Annotated in this window: 15 protein-coding genes and 1 tRNA gene; 12 read left to right on the forward strand and 4 right to left on the reverse strand. The window is 53.4% G+C overall.

Translation table 11 applies throughout. The features are described 5' to 3' along the window. Positions 1-33 precede the first annotated feature (33 nt). The 10 genes from WEB64_RS14570 (at position 34) to WEB64_RS14615 (ending at position 10,394) form a co-directional block, all read left to right on the forward strand. The gene (locus tag WEB64_RS14570) at positions 34-2,658 is read left to right on the forward strand and encodes a TRAP transporter permease (RefSeq protein WP_368061174.1); all 2,625 of its coding nucleotides are present in this window, start codon (positions 34-36) and stop codon (positions 2,656-2,658) included. A gap of 115 nt (positions 2,659-2,773) precedes the next feature. Further along, positions 2,774-4,699: a threonine--tRNA ligase gene (gene thrS, locus WEB64_RS14575; protein WP_368061173.1), complete on the forward strand. Its 1,926-nt coding sequence runs from the start codon at positions 2,774-2,776 to the stop codon at positions 4,697-4,699. After that, on the forward strand, positions 4,696-5,241 hold the full coding sequence (infC, locus tag WEB64_RS14580) for a translation initiation factor IF-3 (RefSeq protein WP_368061190.1): 546 nt from the start codon (positions 4,696-4,698) through the stop codon (positions 5,239-5,241). Before thrS ends, infC begins: the two co-directional genes overlap by 4 nt. 93 nt (positions 5,242-5,334) lie before the next feature. Next, positions 5,335-5,526 (forward strand): 50S ribosomal protein L35, encoded by a 192-nt coding sequence (gene rpmI / locus WEB64_RS14585; RefSeq protein ID WP_368061172.1) that lies wholly within the window; start codon positions 5,335-5,337, stop codon positions 5,524-5,526. Positions 5,527-5,557: 31 nt separating this feature from the next. After that, the gene (gene rplT / locus WEB64_RS14590) at positions 5,558-5,917 is read left to right on the forward strand and encodes a 50S ribosomal protein L20 (protein ID WP_152206384.1); all 360 of its coding nucleotides are present in this window, start codon (positions 5,558-5,560) and stop codon (positions 5,915-5,917) included. Between the two features lie 145 nt (positions 5,918-6,062). Then, complete coding sequence (gene pheS, locus WEB64_RS14595; protein WP_368061171.1) at positions 6,063-7,061, forward strand: phenylalanine--tRNA ligase subunit alpha; 999 nt, start codon at positions 6,063-6,065, stop codon at positions 7,059-7,061. Positions 7,062-7,157: 96 nt separating this feature from the next. Next, positions 7,158-9,530, forward strand: a complete 2,373-nt coding sequence (gene pheT, locus WEB64_RS14600) for a phenylalanine--tRNA ligase subunit beta (protein WP_368061170.1) — start codon at positions 7,158-7,160, stop codon at positions 9,528-9,530. Positions 9,531-9,533: 3 nt separating this feature from the next. Continuing rightward, the gene (gene ihfA / locus WEB64_RS14605; RefSeq protein WP_152206387.1) at positions 9,534-9,836 is read left to right on the forward strand and encodes an integration host factor subunit alpha; all 303 of its coding nucleotides are present in this window, start codon (positions 9,534-9,536) and stop codon (positions 9,834-9,836) included. Further along, positions 9,817-10,182: a MerR family transcriptional regulator gene (locus tag WEB64_RS14610; protein ID WP_368061169.1), complete on the forward strand. Its 366-nt coding sequence runs from the start codon at positions 9,817-9,819 to the stop codon at positions 10,180-10,182. Before ihfA ends, WEB64_RS14610 begins: the two co-directional genes overlap by 20 nt. Before the next feature lie 135 nt (positions 10,183-10,317). After that, positions 10,318-10,394, forward strand: a tRNA-Pro gene (locus WEB64_RS14615). An 81-nt stretch (positions 10,395-10,475) separates the two neighbouring features. Here WEB64_RS14615 and WEB64_RS14620 read toward each other — a convergent pair. The 3 genes from WEB64_RS14620 to WEB64_RS14630 all read right to left on the reverse strand — a co-directional run bounded on the left by WEB64_RS14620 (position 10,476) and on the right by WEB64_RS14630 (position 13,684). Then, positions 10,476-11,534, reverse strand: coding sequence for a betaine/proline/choline family ABC transporter ATP-binding protein (locus WEB64_RS14620; protein WP_368061168.1), 1,059 nt, complete (start codon positions 11,532-11,534; stop codon positions 10,476-10,478). Positions 11,535-11,547: 13 nt separating this feature from the next. Next, on the reverse strand, positions 11,548-12,579 hold the full coding sequence (locus WEB64_RS14625) for an ABC transporter permease (protein WP_368061167.1): 1,032 nt from the start codon (positions 12,577-12,579) through the stop codon (positions 11,548-11,550). A 136-nt stretch (positions 12,580-12,715) separates the two neighbouring features. Next, the gene (locus WEB64_RS14630; RefSeq protein WP_368061166.1) at positions 12,716-13,684 is read right to left on the reverse strand and encodes an ABC transporter substrate-binding protein; all 969 of its coding nucleotides are present in this window, start codon (positions 13,682-13,684) and stop codon (positions 12,716-12,718) included. Positions 13,685-14,067: 383 nt separating this feature from the next. Between WEB64_RS14630 and WEB64_RS14635 the strand changes: the two genes are divergently transcribed. Further along, positions 14,068-15,663, forward strand: a complete 1,596-nt coding sequence (locus WEB64_RS14635; RefSeq protein WP_368061165.1) for a BCCT family transporter — start codon at positions 14,068-14,070, stop codon at positions 15,661-15,663. 200 nt (positions 15,664-15,863) lie between these two features. Here WEB64_RS14635 and WEB64_RS14640 read toward each other — a convergent pair whose 3' ends face one another. Beyond that, the gene (locus WEB64_RS14640) at positions 15,864-16,049 is read right to left on the reverse strand and encodes a hypothetical protein (protein ID WP_368061164.1); all 186 of its coding nucleotides are present in this window, start codon (positions 16,047-16,049) and stop codon (positions 15,864-15,866) included. 167 nt (positions 16,050-16,216) lie between these two features. Between WEB64_RS14640 and ltrA the strand changes: the two genes are divergently transcribed. Beyond that, positions 16,217-17,617: a group II intron reverse transcriptase/maturase gene (gene ltrA, locus WEB64_RS14645; RefSeq protein ID WP_368061163.1), complete on the forward strand. Its 1,401-nt coding sequence runs from the start codon at positions 16,217-16,219 to the stop codon at positions 17,615-17,617. Positions 17,618-17,664 lie beyond the last annotated feature (47 nt).

A 17,664-nucleotide genomic window follows, 5' to 3' on the forward strand; every position in this document is an offset into this window, starting at 1 on the left:
TATTTCTCACCGTAGTAAAATCAGGACCTCAATATGGCCAACGGCGAGCCCACAGCCTCCGAATCCGCAGACGTCGACAAGATTAGCCAAGTACTTCAAACCGAGACTGGCGGACGCACGCTAACGGGGCCAGCGGCGACCCTGCTGTTTGTGGTTCCGCTTTGTTGGTCGCTTTTCCAGCTTTGGATCGCGTCACCATTACCGTTTATATTTGAGTTCGGGATATTCAACTCTACCGAAGCCCGTTCCATTCATCTTGCTTTTGCAACGTTCTTATCTTTTACAGCCTTCCCGATGTTCAAGGGCAGGCATACGGAACATATACCCATATTCGATTGGGTGCTGGCGCTGATGGCTTCATTTGCGGCGGCGTATTTATATCTGTTTTACGAACAACTTTCCGGCCGACCGGGAGCCCCGCTTACCAGAGATATCGTGATTGCGCTGGGTGGTATTGTACTGCTGCTTGAGGCAACGCGTCGTTCCCTGGGTCTGCCCCTCGCGGTTGTCGCGGCAGTGTTTATATTTTATTCCCTTGCCGGGCCCTACATGCCGAATGTCATCGCTCATAAAGGTGCAAGCCTGAGCAAGCTGGCGTCGCACCAATGGCTGGGCACTGAAGGTGTATTCGGCGTCGCCTTGGGTGTATCCACCAGTTTTGTTTTTCTGTTCGTACTATTTGGGGCCTTGCTTGAAAAAGCGGGCGCCGGGAATTATTTCATCAAGATTGCCTACGCCATGCTTGGCCACATGCGCGGCGGGCCCGCAAAAGCCGCGGTTGTATCAAGTGGTCTGAGCGGTGTTATCTCCGGGTCCTCCATCGCAAACGTTGTGACGACTGGCACCTTTACGATCCCCCTGATGAAGCGTGTCGGTTTCCCCGCCACCAAAGCGGGCGCTGTTGAAGTAGCGGCATCCACCAATGGCCAACTGACCCCGCCGATTATGGGTGCGGCAGCCTTTCTGATGGTGGAATACGTCGGTATTTCCTACCTTGAGGTTATCAAGCACGCGATTCTACCGGCTCTGATTTCCTATATTGCACTGATTTATATCGTCCACCTCGAAGCCTGTAAGCTCAGAATGCGGGGTATTGAGCGCCTGAATCGTCCCTCGCTGCCACAGCGTATGTTGACCTGGGTGATCCTGTTGCTGGGTCTGATCGGTCTCACGCTGTTTGTCTATTACGGCATAGGGTGGACCAAATCCGTGATGGGTGACTATGCACCGTGGGTGCTGGGTCCAATTGTGCTTGCGACTTACATCGGGCTGGTTGCTTATTCAACCCGGTTTCCGCCATTGGAAGTGGATGATCCGAACGCGGCAATGGATACTTTGCCGCCTGTGGGCCCGACCGTAAAAACGGGGCTCTATTTTTTGCTACCGGTGGTTGTACTGATCTGGTGTCTGACCGTCGAACGTTTTTCGCCGCAGCTTTCTGCTTTTTGGGCGACGCTGTTCATGATTTTTATTATTCTGACTCAGCGGCCATTGCAGGCGTTTTTCCGTAAGTCGGGTCCCTTAATGGCCGCCGTAGCAGACGGTTTCCGAGAGCTTTTGCAGTCGCTTGCCACGGGTGGCAGGAACATGGTGGGCATTGGTGTTGCTACGGCGACTGCCGGTATCGTGGTGGGTACTGTAACCTTGACGGGTATCGGATTGGTAATGACCGAGTTTGTCGAGTTTATCTCCGGTGGCAATCTGATGCTGATGCTTATATTTACGGCGGTGATCAGTTTGTTACTGGGTATGGGCTTGCCCACCACCGCTAACTACATTGTGGTATCGACGTTGATGGCGCCGGTTATCGTAACCCTGGGTGCGCAGAACGGGCTTTTGGTACCACTAATTGCAGTGCATCTGTTTGTCTTCTATTTTGGAATTCTGGCGGACGACACACCGCCCGTGGGTTTGGCCGCCTACGCGGCGGCCGCCATTTCCGGTGCAGACCCCATTCGAACCGGTATTCAGGGTTTTACCTACGATATCCGCACGGCCATTCTGCCGTTCATGTTTATCTTCAACACCCAGTTGTTGTTGATTGGTTTGACTGGCTGGGTGGATCTACTGCTCACCATTGCCAGCGCTGTGACTGCAATATTGGTGTTCTCGGCCGCAACGCAGGGTTACTGGTTCACCAAAAGCCGGATATGGGAAACCCTGGCGTTATTGCTGATCACCTTCACATTGTTCCGCCCCGGTTATTGGTGGGATATGGTCTATCCTCCCAATGAGGAGCGGCCGGGTTCTCAGATTACGGAATATATTGAAACGGTCCCCGAGGATGGCAGCATGGTCCTCAAAGCTTCGGGCATGTCGATAGATGGTAGTGACGTCTCAACCTATCTTAAGCTGGAAGTTCCGGGCGGAGAGACGGCAGAGGAGAGATTGCTCGCAACCGGGCTTGAGCTCAGCGCGGATGGTGACAGGATGATGGTTGATTTTGTTCAGTTTGATAGCCCGGCGGAGGACGCCGGAATACAATTTGGCTGGACTATTGATGCAGTTCAGGTGCCGCTTGATCGACCCCATAAAGAGTGGTTGTTTATTCCGGCACTATTGCTATTAGGCTTGGTGGCATTCAATCAACTCCGGCGTCGAACTGATGAAGATCGGGGCGGCTATGCGCCTGTTTCAAATGCCGAAACACCTGTCTGACGTAGCAACATCAGCGGTGAGCTGATAGACTATCGTGCTTTCAAATCGCGACTGTAGCGCGGTCTATGTGAACACGTGGTCTCTCGTACGGATCACCGCTGATGGAGTTTTCTGAATGCCTGTCGTTACCCTGCCCGATGGAAGTCACCGCAGTTTTGCGGAAGCTGTCTCTGTTCATGATGTTGCCGCCGATATCGGCGCTGGCCTTGCGAAAGCTGCATTAGCCGGACGAGTTAATGGTCAGCTTGTGGACACCAGCTATCGCATTGAAGAGGATGTCGAGCTCGCTATCGTTACGGAGCGGGACGAAGACGGTGTTGATATCATTCGTCACTCCACTGCCCATCTGTTAGCTATGGCTGTTCAGGAGCTTTTTCCTTCCGCTCAGGTCACCATCGGACCGGTCATTGATAACGGTTTCTACTACGATTTCAAATTTGATCGTCCGTTTACCAATGAAGACCTCGCCAGAATCGAAACCCGAATGGAAGAACTGTCAAAGCAGGATCTTCAGGTATCCCGTTCAGTCATGACCAGGGATGAAGCCATCAAACTCTTTGACAGCATGGGTGAAGAATACAAGGTCAGAATTATTCAGGATATTCCCGGTGAGGAGCCGCTATCGTTCTACCGCCAGGGTGATTTTATTGATTTGTGCCGCGGCCCTCATGTGCCCAGCACCGGGAAACTCAAAGCGTTCAAGCTAACAAAAGTGGCCGGTGCATACTGGCGTGGCGACACCAGCAATGAGCAGCTTCAACGGGTATACGGTACGGCCTGGGGCAACAAGAAAGAGCTGAAGGCCTATCTGAACCGCCTTGAAGAGGCGGAGAAACGTGATCATCGAAAGATCGGCAAGAAGCTCAACCTGTTCCATATGCAGGAAGAAGCGCCAGGCATGGTTTTCTGGCACCCCGATGGCTGGTCGATCTACCAGGAAATCGAACAGTACCTTCGTGCCCGTTTGCGTACGCACGGTTATCAGGAAATTAAAACGCCTCAGGTGGTGTCCCGGGTGTTGTGGGAAAAGTCCGGTCATTGGGACAAGTTCGGTGATGACATGTTCACCACCGAGTCTGAGAAACACGATTTCGCTATCAAGCCAATGAACTGTCCCTGTCACATTCAGGTGTTTAATCAGGGCCTCAAGAGCTACAAAGATTTGCCCTTGCGGCTTGCTGAGTTTGGTTCCTGTCATCGCAATGAGGCTTCTGGCGCCCTGCATGGGTTGATGCGCGTGCGCGGGTTTACTCAGGATGATGCGCATATTTTCTGTGAAGAGGATGCCATTCAGGATGAGGTGTCAGCGTTCATCGATTTACTGCATGAAGTATATGCAGACTTTGGTTTCTCCGAAATTCTTTACAAACTCTCCACCCGTCCTGAAAAGCGGGTCGGGTCTGATGAGGTCTGGGACAAGTCGGAAGCTGCGCTCGAGAAAGCGTTGAATCGTGAGGGTGTTGATTGGGAATTGTTGCCCGGCGAAGGCGCTTTTTACGGACCGAAGATTGAGTTCTCCCTGAAAGACTGCATCGGCCGGGTCTGGCAGTGTGGAACTATTCAAGTGGATTTTTCAATGCCGGGCCGACTGGGTGCGCAATATGTCGCCGATAATTCCGAACGTCGCACGCCAGTTATGCTTCATCGTGCGGTTCTGGGTTCTTTTGAGCGCTTTATTGGTATCCTGATCGAAGAATATGAAGGGGCTTTTCCGACCTGGCTGGCCCCGACCCAGGTTGCGGTACTGAATATTACCGATAATCAGCGAGATTATTGCGAGAATCTGGCAAAAAAATGGGATTCTTTGGGTTATCGGGTAAATGCTGACTTGAGAAACGAGAAGATCGGCTTTAAAATCCGCGAGCATACTATCAACAAGGTTCCGTATCTGGTTGTCGTCGGCGACAAAGAAGTCGAAAACAACGCCGTTGCGGTGAGAACCCGCAAAGGTGAAGATCTCGGGACCATGACGCTGGAAGCGTTTGAAGCCATGATGGCTGACGAAATCAAACGCAAAAGCAGAACCAAAACGGAGAACTGATTATTAAACAGCGAACGAATCGGGGTGGGCGTGCTCCACGCGCGTCAATTAATGAGAATATCCAAGCCACAGAGGTCCGTCTGATCGATGCCGAAGGTAATCAGGTAGGCGTCGTTACGATAGAGGAAGCCCTCAAACAGGCGGAAGAAGCTTCTCTTGATCTGGTTCAGATCACGGATTCCGATCCGATCGTCTGTAAAATCATGGACTTCGGCAAGAAGATCTTCGACGAGAAGAAAGCGAAAGCTGCTGCCAAGAAGAAGCAGAAACAGGTGCAGGTGAAGGAAGTTAAATTCCGACCCGGCACCGAAGAAGGGGATTATCAGGTAAAACTACGCAACCTGTTACGTTTCCTTGATAACGGGGACCGCGGAAAAGTCACTATCCGCTTCCGCGGACGTGAGATGGCACACCAGGAAATCGGTATGAAACTCATGGTCCGGGTTGAAGCAGATATTGAAGAGTTCGCCCAGGTAGAACAGCGGCCGAAAATGGAAGGCCGCCAGATGACCATGGTCGTGGCGCCCCGCAAAAAGAAGTGAACCTGACCGGGTAACGTCTCCCCCGTAATCTGCGGGGGATTTGTCGTTCAGGCTCACACATTACTTTTAAAAGAGAATGCGGAGTTTTAAAAAATGCCCAAGATGAAAACCAAAAGCGGGGCCACCAAGCGGTTCAAGAAAACTGCCAAAGGCTTCAAGCACAAGCAATCCTTCACCAGTCATATTTTGACCAAGAAGAGCCCAAAGCGTAAGCGTCAGCTCCGCGGTACCAAGCTGATCGCCAAAGCCGATGTTGCTTCCGTCAAACGTATGATCGCGCTTTAAAGCGCATTCTGGAAAAGAGAAGGATTAAACTATGCCTCGCGTAAAACGTGGTGTCGTCGCGCGTCGTCGTCACAAGAAGATTCTAAATCAGGCCAAAGGTTATTACGGAGCACGTAGTCGTGTATACCGTGTTGCCAAACAGGCGGTTATCAAAGCCGGTCAATATGCATATCGTGACCGTCGTAACCGTAAGCGTGCGTTCCGCGCACTTTGGATTGCCCGTATTAACGCGGGTGCCCGCGCTAACGGTCTGTCATACAGCCGTTTGATTGCTGGTCTGAAAAAAGCAAATGTTGAGATTGATCGTAAGGTTCTGGCTGATCTGGCCATGAACGAGCAGCAAGCGTTCTCCGCTGTTGTCGAAAAGGCAAAGGCGTCACTGACGGCTTAAGCTCTTTCATCGATTTATGATCGGTTGAGTGCTCCCAGAGAGTGCTCGTTAGTAGGGGAAGAGCGTGCTCTTCCCCTATTTTTTTGGCTTGATTTATTCTGGGATATTACTTGGAATAGCTCGAATTATGACTGGAGCAGGGTCGATGGAAAACCTGGATCAACTTGTTGAAGAAGGCCTGGCAGCTGTTCAAAAGGCAGACAGTTTACAGGCGCTTGATCAGGTACGGGTGGATTACCTGGGTAAGAAAGGTGTGCTCACTCAGCAGTTGAAATCCCTTGGTCAGCTTTCGGCAGACGAACGTCCCGCCGCAGGTCAGAAAATCAATGACGCCAAGACACGAGTGCAGGCGGCTCTAACAACTCGCAAAGACGATCTGGAAACTGCCGCGATCGATCAGAAGCTCGCCAGTGAATCCATAGACGTTACTCTTCCGGGAAGAGGGCAGGATCTGGGTGGATTGCACCCTGTTACCCGCACCTTGCAGCGAATTGAAGAGTTCTTTGCTAAAGCCGGTTATTCGGTGGAGCAGGGGCCGGAGATCGAAGACGATTACCATAACTTCGAAGCCCTCAATATTCCCGGCCATCATCCGGCTCGCGCCATGCATGATACCTTCTATTTCGATCCCGGTACTTTACTGCGCACCCACACTTCACCCGTGCAGATTCGTACCATGGAAGCGTCTGAGCCGCCATTCAGAATGATTTGCCCCGGGCGCGTTTACCGTTGCGACTCCGATATGACCCATACGCCGATGTTTCATCAGGTAGAAGGGCTGCTGGTAGAGAAGAACGTCAGTTTTGCTGACCTTAAAAGCACGGTAGAGGCGTTTTTGCGGGTGTTCTTCGAGCGTGACCTGGCAGTCCGTTTCCGCCCGTCTTACTTTCCCTTTACCGAACCCTCTGCGGAAGTGGATATCGAGTGGGGTCGGGAGGAAGACGGCAGTATCAAATGGCTGGAGGTCATGGGGTGCGGCATGGTGCACCCAAAAGTTTTTGAGCATTGCGGTGTCGATTCTGAAACCTATCGGGGGTTTGCGTTCGGCATGGGTGTAGAGCGCCTCGCCATGTTGCGCTACGGCGTGAAAGATTTGCGCATGTTTTTCGATAATGATTTACGTTTTCTGCGCCAATTCCGCTGAGTGGCTGATTTTCGCAACTAAGGTTGATCTACGGAGCGTTGATCCGCAGAAGCATAGAATAATTCGGCGTTATCGCATCAGAACAAGGCACACATCATGAAATTTAGTGAACAATGGCTGCGCGAATGGGTTAATCCTGCCATCAATACACAGGCTCTGGTGCATCAGATCACTATGGCTGGTCTGGAAGTAGACGGGTTTGAACCCGTAGCCGGAACTTTCTCCGGTATTGTTGTCGGCGAAATTCTCGAAGTAGCACCTCACCCGGATGCGGATAAACTGCGAGTGTGTCTGGTAGCTGGCGGCGATGAGCCAGTTCAGGTTGTCTGTGGCGCCCCCAATGTGCGGGTGGGTATGAAAGCGCCGTTTGCCGTAGTGGGCGCCATATTGCCCGGTGATTTCAAGATCAAGAAGGCCAAGTTGCGCGGCGAAGCGTCCACCGGCATGCTTTGCTCCGAGTCAGAGCTGGGGTTGTCTGATAATCATGATGGCCTCATGGAATTGCCCGATGACGCGCCGGTAGGCCAGGACGTCGCCGATTATCTTGGGCTTAACGACGTCACTGTAGATGTAGACCTGACCCCGAATCGAAGTGATTGCCTCTCGATCCGAGGTCTTGCTCGTGAAGTAGGTGTACTGAATCAGATAGTCAGTGAAAGCCCTGAAATAATGCCTGTACCGGCCGCACACTCTGAAGTGATGGATATTGCCGTTACTGCTGCGCCAGAGTGCCCCCGCTATCTGGGGCGGGTGTTACGAAACGTAGACCTGACAGTACCCTCACCACTCTGGATGCAGGAAAAACTGCGTCGCTCCGGCATCCGTTCTATTGATGCTGCGGTGGACGTAACCAACTACGTGATGCTCGAACTCGGCCAGCCCATGCACGCATTTGACCGGGATGAATTGCAGGGCGGAATTATTGTGCGTTTAGCACTACCCAGTGAAAAGCTGGTGCTGCTCGGTGGTCAGGAAGTAGAGCTGACCAACGATACGTTAGTCATTGCCGATCATGAGAAGCCTGTTGCGATTGCGGGTGTTATGGGCGGAGAGCATTCAGGGGTCAGTGGGAAAACCCGCGACCTGGTTCTTGAATCCGCCTATTTCGAGCCGGTTCGGCTGGCGGGCAAAGCTCGGCATTACGGCCTTCATACGGACGCCTCCCATCGTTTTGAGCGGGGCGTGGACCCAGAGCTCGCCAGAGACGCCATGGAGCGCGCAACCGGGTTGTTGATGGCCATTGTCGGAGGTGAAGCAGGGGAGATTGTGGAAGTTGCCAGTGAAGCGCATCTGCCCGAGCCCCGGGTGATCGATCTCAGGGAGCAACTGGTCGCCGATGTGCTGGGTGTCGAAATTGACCGCACCAAGGTCGAGGAAATCCTGACCCGTTTGGGGCTTCGTATTGATAAGTTGCTTAAAAATGGCTGGCGGGTTCGGGTGCCGAGTTTTCGGCCAGATATTGCTATTGAAGTGGATCTGATCGAAGAAATTGCCCGGATCTTCGGCTACAACAATCTTCCTGTCACCCAGGCCGAAGGTTCGCTTGAGCTGAAGCCTCAGTCTGAAGCCCGTCGCCCGGTGTCCGCAATTCAGGATTTCTTTGTGTCCCGTGGATATCAGGAGGCGATCACCTACAGCTTTGTAGATCCGAAAATACAGGCCGTGGTGGATCCTGATCATAAAGGCATAGCACTTGCCAATCCTATTTCCACTGACCTTTCGGTGATGCGGACAACTCTCTGGAGCGGTCTTCTCAAGTCGGTGGATTACAATCAGAAGCGACAGCAACCCCGCGTACGGCTATTTGAGACCGGGCTGCGGTTTATCAAAAATGGTTCTGAAATTGACCAGCAGCCAATGCTTGCAGGTGTTGTTGCTGGCGCTCAAGTACCTGAGAATTGGGCAAATGGTCGTCGCAATGCTGATTTTTTCGACCTCAAAGGTGAACTTGAAGCACTGTTTCAACTGCTCGGAATTACCATCGAGTTTGCCGCGAGCCAGCACCCTGCGCTACATCCGGGACAGACGGCCCAATTGAGTCTGAACGGACAACCTGTGGGTTGGCTGGGTACATTGCACCCCCAGGCGCAGAAAAAACTCGACCTGAATGGCACGATCGTTATGTTTGAGCTATTCTTGACTCCAATCCTTTCCGGATATGTGCCTAATTTCAAAGAATTTTCAAAATTCCCTGAAGTTCGGCGGGATTTAGCTATTATTATCGGAAACGATGTTACGTTTGCTGACGTGGAGCGCGCCGTAAGACGGGTGGCTGGCGACCAGTTGACGGCACTGCGTGCGTTTGATGTATATGAGGGTTCAGCTTTGGGTGAGGGCAAACGCAGCCTGGCCCTGAGCCTGTTCTGGCAGCATCCGGATCGCACGCTTAACGACGACGAGGTGCAAGAGCTCTTCGAAAGCGTCATATCGACGCTTCAGAGAGAACTCGAAGCAAGATTGAGGAGTTGAGGAATGGCGGCTTTGACAAAGGCGGAGATGGCCGAGCGGCTTTATGAGGAACTGGGCCTCAATAAGCGTGAAGCCAAGGAAATGGTAGAAGCTTTTTTCGATGAAATCAGAGACGCTCTCAGTCACAACGAGCAGGTGAAGTTGTCCGGTTTTGGCAACTTTGACTTGCGTGATAAGAAGCAGAGGCCTGGACGGAACCCGAAAACCGGTGAAGAAATTCCGATCAGTGCCCGACGCGTAGTCACGTTTCGCCCAGGACAAAAATTAAAGCAAAAAGTAGAGGCGTATGCTGGAACCCAGTCATAATAACGAGCTGCCTACCATACCGGGGAAGCGTTATTTCACCATTGGTGAAGTCGCCGACCTCTGTGCAGTAAAGGCACACGTTTTACGTTATTGGGAACAAGAGTTCCCTCAGCTTTCTCCCGTCAAGCGCCGGGGTAACCGTCGCTATTATCAGCGGGCAGATGTTCTCACCATCCGACAGATACGAAGCCTGCTTTATGAGCAGGGCTATACCATTGGTGGCGCCAAGCAAAAGCTCAGCAGCCATGAAATCAAAGACGATACTACCCAGTATAAGCAATTGATTCGTCAAATGATTACGGAGCTGGAAGACGTGCTCAATGTACTCAACAGCCCTACGCGTTAAGAGGCTAGGGCAGCTCTGGAGGCCAGTCATTATTGTTTCGACAAACTCCTGCCTATAGTGTTTATTTTTGCAGGGAGCTGGTGTAGACTTCGCTCCCGCTAAGCCATTGAGATTCCTCTTATTGGCTCAGCGTCTCGGGGCGTAGCGCAGCTTGGTAGCGCACTTGCATGGGGTGCAAGGGGTCGTAGGTTCAAATCCTACCGTCCCGACCATATTAGATTACATACTTGGCCCGGCATCGAAAGATCCGGGCTTTGTTGTTTCTGGACACCGAGCAAGGTGCAGCGAACAATTCAGAATTGCCCGGGCGGACCATCTGTTTGGGCCTCGGTTGGCACCAGTGCCTTGATAAGCTCCTTCATGTCCAGTACGCCCACCTGCGCGCCTTTTTTCATGACCCGGTAAGTGAGTTCGGTGTCGCCTCCTGAGAGCGCAATGACCGATTCGAGGTTATCTCTTTCAGAAATCTCTCCGGCGCTGTCCGCTGGTGGCTCAGAAGTTCGTACCATTACCGATCTCACCCGAAGTACCCGCGCCCGGTTAATGTCACTGATAAAATTAATGATATAGGGATCATTCGGGTTAAGCAGGATATTCTGTGGTTCACCCTGTTGCACAATATGTCCGTCTTTGAGAATGACCAGGTTATCCGCAAGCTTCAGTGCTTCGTCGAGGTCATGGGTGATGAAGACGACGGTCTTTTGCAGTTCGTCCTGCAGTTCCAGCAGCAAGTCCTGCATGTCGGAGCGAATAAGGGGGTCCAGTGCTGAAAACGCCTCGTCCATCAGCATGATCGGAGAATTGGATGCCAGTGCCCGGGCAATGCCCACACGCTGCTGCATGCCACCTGAGAGCTGGTGAGGGTACTGGTTGCCATTACCCTCCAGCCCCACCCGGGTAAGCCATTTGTTGGCTTCCGCTTCAAAGTCGTTAATCGTGTAGCCACGGACAGCCAGGGCCATGCCAGCGTTCTCAAGCACGGTTTTGTGGGGCAGCAAGGCAAACTTCTGGAACACCATGGACATGTGTTCGCGCCGCAGTTTGCGAAGCCGGGTGTCGTTGAAGGCTAGGACATTCTCGCCGTCCATCTCGATCTCGCCACTAGTGGGCTCGATCAGCCGGTTCAGGTGACGGATCAGCGTCGATTTTCCGGAACCCGACAGCCCCATGATGACGGTAATCTCGCCCTCTCGGATATCGACATTGATGTTCTGTAGGCCAAGCACATGATTGTGCTGTTCCAGCAGTTCGGCTTTGCCCATGCCAGTCTTGACGTGTGCCATGGCACCGAGCGGGTCGGCACCGAATACTTTGTATAAATTGCGGATGGAAATCTTGATGTCGCGCGCCATGATGCTATTCCTGTTACTTCTGGGAGGCGTTGATTCGAGCCAGCGAGGCCTTTGTTACCCGGTCGAGCACCACGGCAAGAATGACTATGCCGAGCCCTGCGACCAATCCGACGCCCAGTTCCAGATTCCGGATGCCTCGTAACACAAGCACGCCCAGTCCGGGCGCGGAAACCAATGACGCGATCACTACCATGGCCAGGCTCATCATAATGGTCTGGTTAACCCCTGCCATGATGTTGGGAAGCGCCAGTGGAATCTGCACCCGGTAGAGCTTTTGGCGGCTGGTCATGCCAAACGCGTCGGCGGCCTCGATAACGTCCTTGTCCACCAACCGAATACCCAGATTTGTCAGTCGGATCACAGGTACGATGGCGTAGAGGATAATGGCAATACCATAGAGTTTGGATTCGGTGACACTAAACAGGAAAATAAGCGGAATAAGATAAACGAAGGGCGGCAGCGTTTGCAGCATATCAAGTACAGGAATGGTCAACCGCTGTAGCATGTCACTTCGGGACATTGCTATGCCTATGGGCACCCCGATCAGGACGCATAAAAAAGCACAGACGAAAATAATGGATAACGTCTGCATCGCGTATTCGTAATAATCTATGAACGCCAGCAGCATCAGGCAGATTGCCACAAAGCCGACCAGCTTCCAGGTCCGCGTGACCGCAAATACGACGAGGAGTAGCAGCGGTATGACGATCCACCAAGGTGTGTTCAGCATGCCGTAAAGCGTGCCGTCCAGCAGCCAGCTCAGGGGCTGGGTAAGCGGATCGAGCACAATGCTGAGGCTATCTTTGATGGATAGGAAACCTTGCTCAAGGCCCTTGGTCAGTTCCCGGGACTGGGGGAAATTACCGCAGGCCTCGTTGAGGGCGTCCATGGACGGAAAAGGAACATCCCATAGGGATTCGGGTTCAGCTTCGCCACCACGGTTTTTGGTCAGTAAATCTGCCATCGACATGGGTGCGCTGCTTTCTCCACTGGCGCACCATTGTTTAAGGCCCAGGGCGGAGAAGAGAAAGTCGTAGGTTGCCATTTTTTTCAGGTCCCAGTGCGGATTTAAGACAGGGCAGTGCCTGTCATCCGGTTACTGTTTCAGGGCAAAAAGCAGGGCCAAAGGCTGGCCCTGCCATGTCATTTAAAGATCGAAGCGATCAGGGTGACAAGCGTGATCAGTTTTCCAGCACAGCCGCGAGGTTCGACCGTGCGGAGTCGTTAAGCCATGATGACCATTCGCTGGTGTTGTTGCTAAGGTAATAGACAGCAGCTTCTTCGGCAGAGGCGTTATTCTCGTCCATCCAGGCCAGGATGCTGCTCATGGTGGACGTCTGGAACGTCATCTTGCTGAGCATATCCGTTACTTCCGGTTGACGCTCCTTGAAGTCTGTCGTCACAGACGTCAGCACTGGCGCCGCGGGGAACTCGGAAACACCAGGGCTATCCGCGTCCTGATTCTGGTTGTTCTCGTGAACCTTTTCCTTATATTCTCCGAGCTCTACCCGAGTCATATCGTATTTGCCCATAGGCACTGTCGGACCCCAGTAATATCCAAGCCAGGGCTCGCCGTCCTGAACTGCAGACGCCATGGAAGAGGCAAGAGTCTCACCGGAACCATGGTTGAATACTTCGATGCCTGAACTTTCAAGATCCAGAGCGCGTATCAGGTTGTCACTGACAACGCGGCATCCCCATCCGTCGGGGCAGTTATTAAAGCGGTTACCCACCAGGTCGGGATTTTCCATCACGCCTTCAATGGTTTTCAGCTCTGGATGTTTTTCCGCCAGCGCAGTAGGTATCCACCAGCCTTCAACTCCGCCGGGTTCCAGTACCTTGCCCAGACGTTCAATTTTGCCCGCCTGCTCAAGCTCGTTATAGACCTCGCCGGTGGAGTTAAGCCAAAGCTCTGTCAGTATGTCCGGTTCACCGTTTTCGGCGATCGAGGTAACGGCTGGCACGGTATCCGACGGCACCACGGATACGTCGCACCCGTAGCCCTGTTCCATAACAAACTTGGCCACGTTGGTAACGACAGAGGCAGAAGCCCAGTTCATTTCTGTAATGGATACTTCGCCGCATTCGGCTTGGGCGAGTGCTGGGGCTGTTACAGCGCAAAGTAGTGCAAGCGACGTTAGCTTACGCATAGTCGGTACTCCTTTTCAGGTTTGTAGATACACGACAAAAGTGTCGCGAAGAGGGGATAAATCAACTGCGCGGGAATGAATGACTGATCGTATTCGAAGGTGAACAAGTGGTTACGCCTCGGTTACAATATATTAACAGAGTAACGATCTCATGAGAGGTTACAACCACTTTCTGAGTTTATCCCTCAGACGTTAGCGTTGGTTTCCCGCTAAATCCCCAAAAATACAATGCATTTCGGCTTGAAATGAAACCTGAGTCCTCTTTTAATCTGAAAGATCACTTTGATATTTAGAGCTCAAAACAATAAACTAACATCTTCGTAATTTTAGAATATTTCAATTCAATCGTAAAACCGATCAAGTTCAATGAGGGAGGCTCCACTGTGGGCGAAGTTGTGAAAGACGAATACCAGACCGACTATGTAGCGGGGCAGGATAACGTCAATACATTCGGCCTCGATCTGCATAATGTGGTTTTCCCCGTAACAGCGGTGCTGATCATTTTGTTTGTTGTTGGCACACTGCTTTTTCCTTCGGCCTCGAAGGAATTACTTGATGGCGCGAAGAATGGTGCCATTGCCGGTTTTGACTGGTTCTTTTTGCTGAGTGCCAATATTTTCGTGGTATTTTGCCTGGCGCTTATTTTCCTGCCAGTGGGCAAAATTCGCATCGGCGGCATGGATGCAAAACCTGAGTTCACGACCATGTCGTGGTTCGCCATGCTGTTTGCTGCAGGCATGGGCATTGGCCTGATGTTCTGGGCGGTTGCAGAACCCGTCGCTTACTATACAGATTGGTACGGCACTCCGCTGGGCGTTGAAGCCAACACTCCGGCTGGCGCGAAACTCGCCATGGGCGGCACCATGTATCATTGGGGTCTGCACCCTTGGGCCATCTACGCGGTGGTAGCGCTTTCCCTGTCGTTCTTTGCTTATAATAAAGGTCTGCCACTGACCATCCGGTCTGCATTCTTTCCCATTCTGGGTGATCGAATCTGGGGCTGGCCTGGTCACATCATCGATATCGTCGCGGTGTTGGCGACCATATTTGGTTTGGCTACTTCCCTTGGCTTTGGTGCACAGCAGGCAGCGTCAGGACTCGCCTATCTGTTTCCTGCCATCGAGGGGGGCATGAACGTCCAGATGGCGATCATCGTTGGTGTTACCCTGGTTGCCCTGATTTCAGTGTTGCGAGGTCTGGATGGTGGTGTGAAGGTGTTGAGTAACCTGAACATGATTATCGCAGCGTTGTTATTGTTCTTCGTTATTTTCGCAGGGCCCACCATTGTTATCTTCCAAACGATGTGGGACACCACGACATCCTATATCGGCAACATGGCAGCCCTGAGTAACCCGTTCGGTCGTGAAGACGAAACCTGGTTCCACGGCTGGACAGTGTTTTATTGGGCCTGGTGGATTTCGTGGTCACCGTTTGTCGGGATGTTCATCGCACGGGTCTCAAAAGGCCGGACGGTAAGGGAATTTATTACTGCGGTACTGCTTATTCCAACCCTGATTACCATTGTCTGGATGAGCACCTTCGGCGGCAGTGCGCTAGATCAGATACAGAATGACGTAGGTGCCTTGGCCTCGGGTGGCCTCACTGACGTGTCGCTCGCGATGTTCCAGATGCTTGAGAATATCCCGTTCACTGCGATCAGTTCCTTCCTGGCGATCATTCTGGTGCTGGTATTCTTTGTTACCTCATCAGATTCCGGCTCTCTGGTAATAGACAGCATCACCGCTGGTGGCAAGGTGGATGCACCGACTGCCCAGCGTGTGTTCTGGGTCGTGATGGAAGGGGCAATTGCGGCAGCCCTGATCTTCGGTGGCGGAGGTGACGCCCTGGGTGCGTTGCAGGCAGGTGCCGTCAGTGCCGGCTTACCATTCACCTTTGTGCTGCTCGTTATGTGCTACAGCCTTTACAAGGGGCTTAACCACGAGCGCGGGTTGCTGATTGCGGAAGGCAAAATGACCTAGGTGAGAAGGGCTGGCGATTTGTCGGTCCCTTTTTCACGATTTACAGGCTAGAAAACAGAAAGGGGCCTTCTTGAAGGCCCCTTTTTTGTGGTGCGCCAGGCATGGCGCGTAGCGCCTTGACGGGCGCTGTTCCGGTCCAGGTGGTGCTGGCCGGATGACTTGGGGGTGCAAGTCCCCTGTGGGCCCGGCAAGGGGAACCACTAGCCGGACGGCAAGGGTGTCCACCGCGAGGTGGAATCTGAAGGAAGCCGCAGGCAAAGCACTGGCCTGACGAACAGGAATCGCATCAGGCGGTCACACCGGGTAAGGCGGCCATTATCGTCAAAGCCCAGTACTTGCACGGAAGGTGTGGACGTAAATGCGGCAGGCATAAGTGTGAAGGTCACGCGTCTTACCCTGGGAAGTCTGGCTCTCTGCCACTGTGCTACTCACCTCGTGAGGGGTGGGGATGGAGGGCCAGAACTCAGCTGAGGTCATAGTAGGTGCGTCACCGCGCACTGAAGGACCGAACATGGTTGGCCGTTAGTAGACGATGAGTTCTCGTGATGTGCTTATGAAGACAGAAGCGACCCGGATGGGTCAGGGCATTCAGAGAGGGGCCGGGCGGAACCCGGCGGAGACTGAGGTCCGTGTCGAAGCAGAGGCGGGGGCTCATTCGTGGACGAACGCGGAGCCGAATGCGCTGATGGAACAGGTGCTGGAGCGCCCGAACCTGATGCGTGCGTATCAGCGGGTGGTGTCCAACAAAGGCGCGGCCGGTGTCGATCAGATGCCGGTCATGGCCCTGAAAGGCCACCTGCAACAGCATTGGCTAACGCTGCGTGAGCGGTTGTTGGCCGGAGACTACCACCCTCAGCCGGTACGCCGGGTTAGCATTCCCAAGCCGCAAGGCGGCGAGCGGATACTGGGTATCCCGACGGTGCAGGATCGCCTGATCCAGCAGGCGCTTCATCAGGCACTGAGCCCAATGCTGGAGCCGACCTTCTCGGATCACAGCTACGGCTTCCGGCCCGGTCGAAGCGCCCATCAGGCGGTCAAGGCGATGCAGCAGCACATCAACGACGGCCACCACTGGGTGGTCGATCTGGATCTGGCCCAGTTCTTTGACCGGGTCAACCATGATGTGCTGATGAGCCTGCTGGCTCGTCGCATCACGGACCGGCGGATACTCACCCTGATCCGGCGTTATCTGCAAGCTGGCATGCTGAACGATGGGTTGGTCAGCCCGAGACGGGAAGGGACACCGCAAGGCGGCCCTCTGTCACCCCTGCTCTCCAACGTGCTGCTGACCGAACTGGATCGGGAGCTGGAGCGCCGGGGGCACCGGGGGCACCGGTTCTGCCGCTACGCGGACGACTGCAACATCTACGTTCGCAGCGAGCGGGCCGGACATCGGGTGATGGCTAGTATTACCCGCTATCTGGAAACGCACCTGCGCCTGACGGTGAACATAGCCAAAAGCGCTGTGGATCGCCCGTGGCGTCGGAGCTTTTTGGGCTACAGCGTGAGCTGGCACAAACGGCAGGTACGGTTGAGGATCGCACCGAAGAGCCTGAAGGCTTTTATGACCAAACTGCGACCGTTGCTGAAACGATCGCGAGGACAGTCGCTGACAACGACCATCCGGAACCTGAACCCGGTACTGCGGGGCTGGGTGAATTATTATCGCCTGACGGCCTCGAAGCGCTCGGTCGGAGCTCTGGAGGGCTGGGTACGGCGACGGCTCCGCTTGATCTTGTGGCAGCAGTGGAAACGGACCCGCACGCGGGCACGTAATCTAATGCGGTTGGGTCTGACAGAGCTGAGGGCCTGGATGAGTGCAACGAATGGTCGTGGACCTTGGTGGAATAGCGGCGCATCTCACATGAATGCGGCGTTGCCAAAGAAGGTGTTCAACCGCCTGTCTCTGGTAAGCTTGCTGGATACAATGAACCGGCTTCAGAGCCAATCGTGAACCGCCGTGGTACGGAACCGTATGCCCGGTGGTGTGAGAGGACGGGG

Origin of the sequence: Marinobacter sp., assembly GCF_040882185.1 — a bacterium.
Classification (GTDB): Bacteria; Pseudomonadota; Gammaproteobacteria; order Pseudomonadales; family Oleiphilaceae; genus Marinobacter.

Coding starts and splice junctions, on each gene's coding strand:
- ihfA (WP_152206387.1), top strand. CDS start 9,534: ATGGCGGCTTTGACAAAGGCGGAGATGGCCGAGCGGCTTTATGAGGAA.
- ltrA (WP_368061163.1), top strand. CDS start 16,217: ATGAAGACAGAAGCGACCCGGATGGGTCAGGGCATTCAGAGAGGGGCC.
- rpmI (WP_368061172.1), top strand. CDS start 5,335: ATGCCCAAGATGAAAACCAAAAGCGGGGCCACCAAGCGGTTCAAGAAA.
- WEB64_RS14625 (WP_368061167.1), bottom strand. CDS start 12,579: ATGGCAACCTACGACTTTCTCTTCTCCGCCCTGGGCCTTAAACAATGG.
- pheS (WP_368061171.1), top strand. CDS start 6,063: ATGGAAAACCTGGATCAACTTGTTGAAGAAGGCCTGGCAGCTGTTCAA.
- pheT (WP_368061170.1), top strand. CDS start 7,158: ATGAAATTTAGTGAACAATGGCTGCGCGAATGGGTTAATCCTGCCATC.
- WEB64_RS14620 (WP_368061168.1), bottom strand. CDS start 11,534: ATGGCGCGCGACATCAAGATTTCCATCCGCAATTTATACAAAGTATTC.
- WEB64_RS14610 (WP_368061169.1), top strand. CDS start 9,817: ATGCTGGAACCCAGTCATAATAACGAGCTGCCTACCATACCGGGGAAG.
- rplT (WP_152206384.1), top strand. CDS start 5,558: ATGCCTCGCGTAAAACGTGGTGTCGTCGCGCGTCGTCGTCACAAGAAG.
- thrS (WP_368061173.1), top strand. CDS start 2,774: ATGCCTGTCGTTACCCTGCCCGATGGAAGTCACCGCAGTTTTGCGGAA.
- WEB64_RS14630 (WP_368061166.1), bottom strand. CDS start 13,684: ATGCGTAAGCTAACGTCGCTTGCACTACTTTGCGCTGTAACAGCCCCA.
- WEB64_RS14570 (WP_368061174.1), top strand. CDS start 34: ATGGCCAACGGCGAGCCCACAGCCTCCGAATCCGCAGACGTCGACAAG.